This window comes from Mesorhizobium sp. M0244 (genome assembly GCF_040321795.1).
Classification (GTDB): domain Bacteria; phylum Pseudomonadota; class Alphaproteobacteria; order Rhizobiales; family Rhizobiaceae; genus Mesorhizobium.
The window spans coordinates 20,704-27,362 of the sequence record NZ_JAMYSE010000085.1 but is presented as its reverse complement, the minus strand read 5'-3'; the positions used below and the strand labels follow the sequence as shown (position 1 = coordinate 27,362).

Here is a 6,659-nt window from a genome sequence, read left to right as displayed (position 1 = left end):
CCCCCCCGTTGCTTAGTCTGTGTGCGTCTCCTCCCGCCCCGACCCCGCGCCCCCGCCCCCCCCCCCCGCCCGCCCCGCCCCCCCCCCCCCCCCCCCCCCCCCACCACTGGTGGATCACTCGAAGTCCTTGACGTTCACGACTTCTCCGGCCTGGACAACCGGTTTCACCGGCTCATAAACGAGGCGTCGCCGAACCGCTTTATCGATGATTTCTACGACATCATCACGTTCATTTGTCACTACCACTATCAGTGGAACAAGCAGGACGAAAAGCAGCGCAACCTTGCCGCGCTCCACGAACACGTCGCCTATATCGATGCGCTTGAGAGCCACAATTCCACTCGGATTGAGGTGGCCTGCCGAGCGCATCTGGCTTCAGCAAGGGAAACACTGATGCGTTCGCTTACAGGATTTGATGAAACGAACGTCAACGCATAGCGAAAGAGCTTTGACCCTGGGGGGCAAACTCAGCGCGATGCAGGCGTTTTATGATCGAGGCCGAATTGGCGGTGACAAGTTCCCTTCCACAACAAGGGAACCGACGCACCCTTTGGGATGCGTCGGAACAAAGGTCTACGCGTGGCGGATTTCCGTCCCAAGCACCTTCAGGCATTCGCGGATAAACGCGGCAAGCGCCGTCCAGCCCTTGGCTGAAACCATCGTGCCGTCGACATATGCCTCCGTTGGAGACAGGTCGATATAGGTGCCGCCGGCAAGCGTCACTTCGGGCTCGCACGCCGCCAGTGCGCCGACCTTCTTGCCACGCACGACACCGTCGACCGCAATCAGGATCTGCACGCCATGGCAGATCGTGAAAATCGGCTTCTTGGTTTCGTGGAAGTGGCGCACCATCGCCTGCACGCGCTTATCGGTGCGGATGTATTCGGGGCCACGACCGCCGGCGCAGTAAACAGCGTGGTATTGATCCAGCTGCTTCTCAGCGTCGGCGAAGGTCTTGTTGATCAGCGCATAGTGGCCGAGCTTTTCGGTGTAGGTCTGATCGCCCTCGAAGTCGTGCAGCGATGTTTTGATCACGTCTCCGGCGCTTTTGTCTGGGCACACGACATGAACAGTGTGGCCCACCGCTTCCATCGCCTGCTGGTAGACGAAGATTTCGTATTCCTCGGTGAACTCACCGGTCAGCATCAGGATCTTTTTGCCTGGCATGGTCGTTCCTTTCCTGTGACAACTGCCGGGCGAGACATGTACTCGCCCGGCGGTTTGAGGTTTTAGAAGGGTGAATCGGGGAAGTAGTATTCCTTGGCATTGGCCTGCGTGATCAAAGGCATCGGGACAGTCTCAGTCGAACGCCAGCAACAAACGGTCGCGGGAATGCTCGATATGACGACGCATCGCCTGCTCGGCCGCGGCAGGATCGGCCGCAGCGAAAGCGGCCAGGATGGCCTCATGCTCGTCAAGCGCCTCTTCGGTGACGCGCGAATGGAACATCAGGCGAAATATGTGGAAGTGGGTATGCTGGTGCGCCAGCGTTTCGCGCACGAGTTCGTTGTTGGCGAATTCCATGACCTTGTCATGGAAAATAGCGTCTTGGCGGGCGAAGTTGGAATACCGCAGGCGCTCGTCCTTGCCCTCACGGCGCGCCATGACGCCGGCTGATTCCTGAAGCTGGGCGAGCTTCGCCTCGTCCATGAGCGCGGCTGCCTTGGCCGCGCCATGAGGCTCGAGCAGCAGGCGAAGCTCGTAGAGCTCATCAAACCGTCGCTTCGTGATCTGGGGGGCAGCGCGGTAACCGATCAGATGCGTCTTCAGCACAAGGCCTTCGCCTTCGAGCCGGCCGAGCGCCTCGCGGATCGGCGTGTGAGATACGTTGAATTCCTTGACCAGACTGTCGACCGTGATGCGGGAACCCGGCGCAATCTTCAGCGACATGAGTTGCGCAAAAATCGCTTCGTAGACGTCCTCAACCAAGCTGCTGGAGCGCTGGATACGCCCGCCGGCGAGGTTCGCTTCGTCTACACTGGGTAAGTTCATGGCCTGCATGTTTTGCCTCTTGACACATTGAGTTGCTAACACGATGCTCCGGACAGTACAATCCTATATCCTATACGATTTTATAGAGGATACGATTTGAAGCTGTTTCGAGATAACGCAGTGGCGCTTGCGGTGGCCCTGCTGGAGCAGCGTGCCGCCCCCGCGGCCCATGCTTCCTCACCTGCCGAACCCGAACGGACCGTCTGCATTCCGGGCGATGGTTCGACACGTCGGTATGCAACCGCGCTGCAGGAGGGGTTTGACATCGAGCCCAAGCTTTGGGCCGAGCTCAGCGCCCTTTCGCATTCCAATCCAAACAACACGACAGGACTCAGATTATGAGCCTTTTCGCTGCCATAAGGCTGCCGCGCGAAATCCTCTTCGGGAAGGGCCAGCGCCACATCATTGCGACCGTCGCGGCCGGGCTCGGGCGTCGCGCGCTCGTCTGCACCGATGAACGTTTTGCCGCAACGGGCCCTTTCGCGGAGATCGTAGCGGCGCTGCGGGCCGCCTCGATCGACGTGCTTGTGCATGACCGTGTGCTACCCGACGTACCCCGAGACACCGTCGCCGTCTGCGCCGAACAGGCGCGGAAGTTCGCGCCCGACATGGTGATCGGCATTGGCGGCGGCAGTTGTCTCGACATGGCCAAATGCGCCGCGTTGCTCATCAGTCACGGCGGCCAGCTCCAGGACTACTACGGCGAGTTCAAGGTGCCTGGTCCGACGCTGCCGCTGATCGCGGTGCCGACGACAGCCGGCACCGGCTCCGAGGTGACCCCGGTCGCGGTGATCTCCGATCCGGATCGCACGCTGAAGGTCGGCATCTCCAGCCCGTATCTGATCGCGGCTGCGGCTATCTGCGACCCTGAACTGACGATGACATGCCCGCCGGGATTGACGGCGATTGCAGGCGCCGATGCGCTGACGCATGCAATCGAGGCCTTCACTGCGGTCAGGCGTGGCACCGATCCCGGCCTTTCGCAGAAACATGTCTTTATCGGCAAAACCGCTTTGACCGATCATTTCGCCCTGCTGGCGATCAAGCTGCTTGGCCGAAGCCTTGAAACGGCATACCGCCAGCCCGCTGACGAGGACGCCCGGGCTGAGGTGATGATGGGTGCACTTGCAGCCGGCTGTGCGTTCGGAACGGCCGGCACAGCGGCAGCGCACGCCGTGCAATATCCGGTCGGCGCGATAACCCACACCGCTCACGGATTGGGTGTCGCCACCATGTTGCCGTATGTCATGAAGTACAACAGAACAGCCGCAGCGACCGAGATGGCCGAGATCGCCAACGCGCTCTGCCTCGATGGAAAAGGCCGGACGGCCGAAGAGTTGGCCGACGCGACCATAGGCGAGGTCAGTCGGCTGTTTGGGGCAATCGGGATCACTCCCTCGTTAGCCGAGCTAGGGCTTCCCGCCGATAAGCTCGATTGGACGGCGGAACAAGCGATCAGTATCGAACGCCTCATCAAGAACAATCCGCGGCCATTCGATTTGGGGTCCATGCGGCGCCTGGTCCAGGCTGCCTTTGATGGCGACCTCGCCAGCTGCGTCATGTAAACAATCGGGAATATCGAGATGAACACGTCTTCACAGGTTCTGGCGGATGATCAGGGCATCAGCGACTTCCACACAATCTCGCACGGACTGTATATTAGCGGCCAATGGCGGCAGTCCGCGGATGGCAGGGTAATTCCTGTCATCGATCCTTCGACCGAGGCTGTCATCGCCGCTGTGCCCGATGCGACCGTGGACGACGCGGCCGCTGCCGTTGAAGCCGCTGCCAAGGCAGCCCATGGCTGGCGAACAACGTCGCCGCGAAAGCGTTCCGAGATCCTCAGACGCTGCTTTGAACTGATGACGGAACGATCAGAGGCGCTCGCGACTCTCATCGCATTGGAAAACGGCAAGGCGCTCCGGGATGCCCGCGGCGAGATCGCTTATGCCGCGGAATTTTTCCGTTGGAATGCCGAGGAGGCCGTTCGCATCACTGGCGAATTTGGCACTGCCCCCTCCGGCACCAATCGCATTGTGGTCGACTACGAACCGATCGGCATCTGCGTCCTGATCACGCCTTGGAATTTTCCTGCCGCGATGGCGACGCGCAAGATCGCGCCGGCACTTGCCGCTGGATGCACGGTGATCCTGAAGCCGGCCAGCGAGACACCCCTCACGGCCTACGCACTCGCCGCGCTCTATCAGGAGGCAGGCGTTCCACCGGGGGTGGTCAACGTCCTGACAACCTCGCGTCCCGGCCCTGTGACGGCAGCCATGCTGGCCGATCCGCGAGTACGCAAACTCTCCTTCACCGGCTCGACGGGTGTCGGTCGCGCTTTGCTGGCAGAGGCTGCCAGGCATGTGGTTTCGTGTTCAATGGAACTAGGCGGCAACGCCCCATTCATTGTGTTCGACGACGCCGATCTCGAAGCGGCACTTGATGGCGCGATGGTGGCGAAGATGCGCAACGCCGGCGAGGCCTGCACCGCAGCGAACCGCCTCTATGTGCAAGCTGGCATCTACGAAGCCTTCTCTGACGGACTTGAGAAGCGGATGTCGTCGCTCAAGGTCGGCGCCGGCACCGACCCGGATACGGAATGCGGACCCATGATCACGAAAAAGGCGGTCGAGAAGATAGACCGCCTTGTCATTGACGCGGTCACACGCGGTGCGCGGATCATGTGCGGCGGCTCAGTCCTGTCCGGACGTGGTTTCTTCTACCCTCCTACAGTGCTTCGCGACGTGCCAGGCGACTCAAAGATGGCGCATGAGGAGATATTCGGGCCTGTAGCGCCAATCTCTAGCTTCGAAACCGAGGCCGAGGTCATCGCACGCGCCAATGACACCGAATATGGGCTTGCTGCCTACATCTACACCCGCGATCTGGCGCGTGGCATGCGGGTGGCCTCCAAGATCGAGGCCGGGATGATCGCTCTCAACCGCGGGCTGATGTCCGATCCGGCAGCTCCCTTCGGCGGCGTCAAGCAGAGTGGGCTCGGCCGCGAGGGAGGACAGCATCACGGCATTGCTGAGTTCATGGAGGCGAAATACCTCGCCATCAGCATGTGAGCAGAGGAAGAATGCAAGGCGATCCCTTTCGCATCCGCGACCACGTCGCGGATTTTGACGAAATCGTGCAAGACATCGTTGACCGCAGCGAGGCCGCCCGCGCCACCATTGCGATGACCGCGGAGGTGGCCTACGGCCCGGATCCGACCGAAACCATGGACCTGTTCTTTCCCGCGGGCAAAAGAACGGCCCTGCCGGTGCACATGTTTGTCCATGGCGGCTACTGGAGAATGTTCTCGAAGCGCGACTATTCATACGTCGCGACGACAATTACCAAGGCCGGGGCCATCGCCGTCATCCTCGATTATGCTCTGATGCCCAAGGTCAGAATGGCGACGATTGTCGACCAGGTGCGCCGCGCCAAGCAGTGGGTCCTGGCCAACATCGCCGATCATGGCGGAAACCCGGCGGCCCTGACTGTCAGTGGTCATTCGGCAGGAGCACATCTTGCAACGTTTCTGTTCAACGGCGAGCATACCCCTTCGAATGTGAGGGCAGCCCTTCTGCTCGGCGGGCTCTACGATTTGAAACCGCTCCAGGATTCCTTTCTCGCCGACGAGATTGGAATCACCGACGAGGAAGTCGCCATGTTTACACCTCTTGCCTGTCGGCATGATCCTCAAACCGAGGCGACGGTTCTGGTCGGAGCCAATGAGACGCCACCCTTCCATCAGCAAGCCGATCGATTCATAGCGAGCTTGCTGCGTCAGGGATCGTTGGTAACGTCGCTTGTGCTCTCGAACCGCAACCACATGGACAGCGTCAGAGATCTTGGCGTGCCAGGGACCCAGGCTGCTGATTGCCTGGCAAAACTGATCGCCAAGGCCTGCTAACTACCTTGGGTTCTCCAGGCGGTTTGTTTTGCGCCACTCCTCGTACTCCCCGCGGGCATCCTCATGCAGCGGATAATAGCGTTGCAACGGCCCGCCCTCCATGAGCTTCGCTCGCGAGAACTCCTCCCAATCGTGATGCTTCTGTGATTCTTCGATCACCTTCGGGGCCATTGCGACAGGAAGCACCACCACCCCGTCGTCGTCGGCGACGATGATGTCGCCGGGGATCACGGTGACACCGCCGCAGGCAATTGGAACGTTGACGGCGTTCGGATAGATGCTGGTCTGCACATGATAATTTGGCGTCCAGCCGCGCAGCCATAGGGGCAGATCGAGCTTTTCGACATTGGGCCGGTCGCGCATGCACCCGTCGATGACGATGCCCGCGCCGCCCCTGCCCTTAAAATACGTCGACATCATATCGCCGAAGACGCCCGAGCTCATGTCGCCGCGCGCGTCGACCACGACCACATCGCCGTCCTGCGCGTGATAAAGCACGTGCCGATGCAGCTGCGTCTCAGGATCGGCATATTCTCCCTCGGTGAATAGGTCCGGCCGCTGTGGCATGAACTGCAGCGTCAGCGCCGGCCCGACGATCGACTTCCCGTGGTTCTGCGCCACCGGTCCCACCATGTGCGGATTGCGAAAACCCATGTGGCCAAGCGTGCCGGCAACCGTCGCGGCGCCGATCTCCCTTAGCGCGTCAATCAGGTCTTTTGGCGGCCGCGTGATGTCGGGAGCATGTGTCATCGTGGACTCCGGT

Annotated in this window: 8 protein-coding genes; 5 read left to right on the top strand and 3 right to left on the bottom strand. The window is 60.9% G+C overall.

What is annotated here, in order from left to right:
- Window positions 1-21 precede the first annotated feature (21 nt).
- The gene (locus NKJ08_RS31130) at window positions 22-438 is read left to right on the top strand and encodes an FCD domain-containing protein (protein WP_502906366.1); all 417 of its coding nucleotides are present in this window, start codon (window positions 22-24) and stop codon (window positions 436-438) included.
- 135 nt (window positions 439-573) lie between these two features.
- Here NKJ08_RS31130 and NKJ08_RS31125 read toward each other — a convergent pair whose 3' ends face one another.
- Together NKJ08_RS31125 and NKJ08_RS31120 are read right to left on the bottom strand one after the other, a co-directional pair.
- Complete coding sequence (locus tag NKJ08_RS31125) at window positions 574-1,167, bottom strand: DJ-1/PfpI family protein (RefSeq protein ID WP_352531319.1); 594 nt, start codon at window positions 1,165-1,167, stop codon at window positions 574-576.
- Window positions 1,168-1,299: 132 nt separating this feature from the next.
- Window positions 1,300-2,001 (bottom strand): GntR family transcriptional regulator, encoded by a 702-nt coding sequence (locus NKJ08_RS31120; RefSeq protein ID WP_352531321.1) that lies wholly within the window; start codon window positions 1,999-2,001, stop codon window positions 1,300-1,302.
- 87 nt (window positions 2,002-2,088) lie between these two features.
- Between NKJ08_RS31120 and NKJ08_RS31115 the strand changes: the two genes are divergently transcribed.
- From NKJ08_RS31115 to NKJ08_RS31100, 4 genes are read left to right on the top strand one after another with little or no spacing between them, the layout of a single operon-like run.
- Window positions 2,089-2,334 carry a hypothetical protein gene (locus tag NKJ08_RS31115; RefSeq protein ID WP_352531323.1) on the top strand — a complete coding sequence of 82 codons (246 nt, stop codon included), beginning with the start codon at window positions 2,089-2,091 and terminating at the stop codon, window positions 2,332-2,334.
- The gene (locus NKJ08_RS31110; RefSeq protein WP_352780209.1) at window positions 2,331-3,557 is read left to right on the top strand and encodes an iron-containing alcohol dehydrogenase; all 1,227 of its coding nucleotides are present in this window, start codon (window positions 2,331-2,333) and stop codon (window positions 3,555-3,557) included. Before NKJ08_RS31115 ends, NKJ08_RS31110 begins: the two co-directional genes overlap by 4 nt.
- 18 nt (window positions 3,558-3,575) lie before the next feature.
- Window positions 3,576-5,063 carry an NAD-dependent succinate-semialdehyde dehydrogenase gene (locus NKJ08_RS31105; protein ID WP_352531327.1) on the top strand — a complete coding sequence of 496 codons (1,488 nt, stop codon included), beginning with the start codon at window positions 3,576-3,578 and terminating at the stop codon, window positions 5,061-5,063.
- A gap of 11 nt (window positions 5,064-5,074) precedes the next feature.
- Window positions 5,075-5,896: an alpha/beta hydrolase gene (locus tag NKJ08_RS31100; protein WP_352531329.1), complete on the top strand. Its 822-nt coding sequence runs from the start codon at window positions 5,075-5,077 to the stop codon at window positions 5,894-5,896.
- Here NKJ08_RS31100 and NKJ08_RS31095 read toward each other — a convergent pair whose 3' ends face one another.
- Entirely contained in the window at window positions 5,897-6,646 is a 750-nt protein-coding gene (locus tag NKJ08_RS31095; protein WP_352531331.1) for a ribonuclease activity regulator RraA, read from the bottom strand.
- Between the last annotated feature and the right edge of the window lie 13 nt (window positions 6,647-6,659).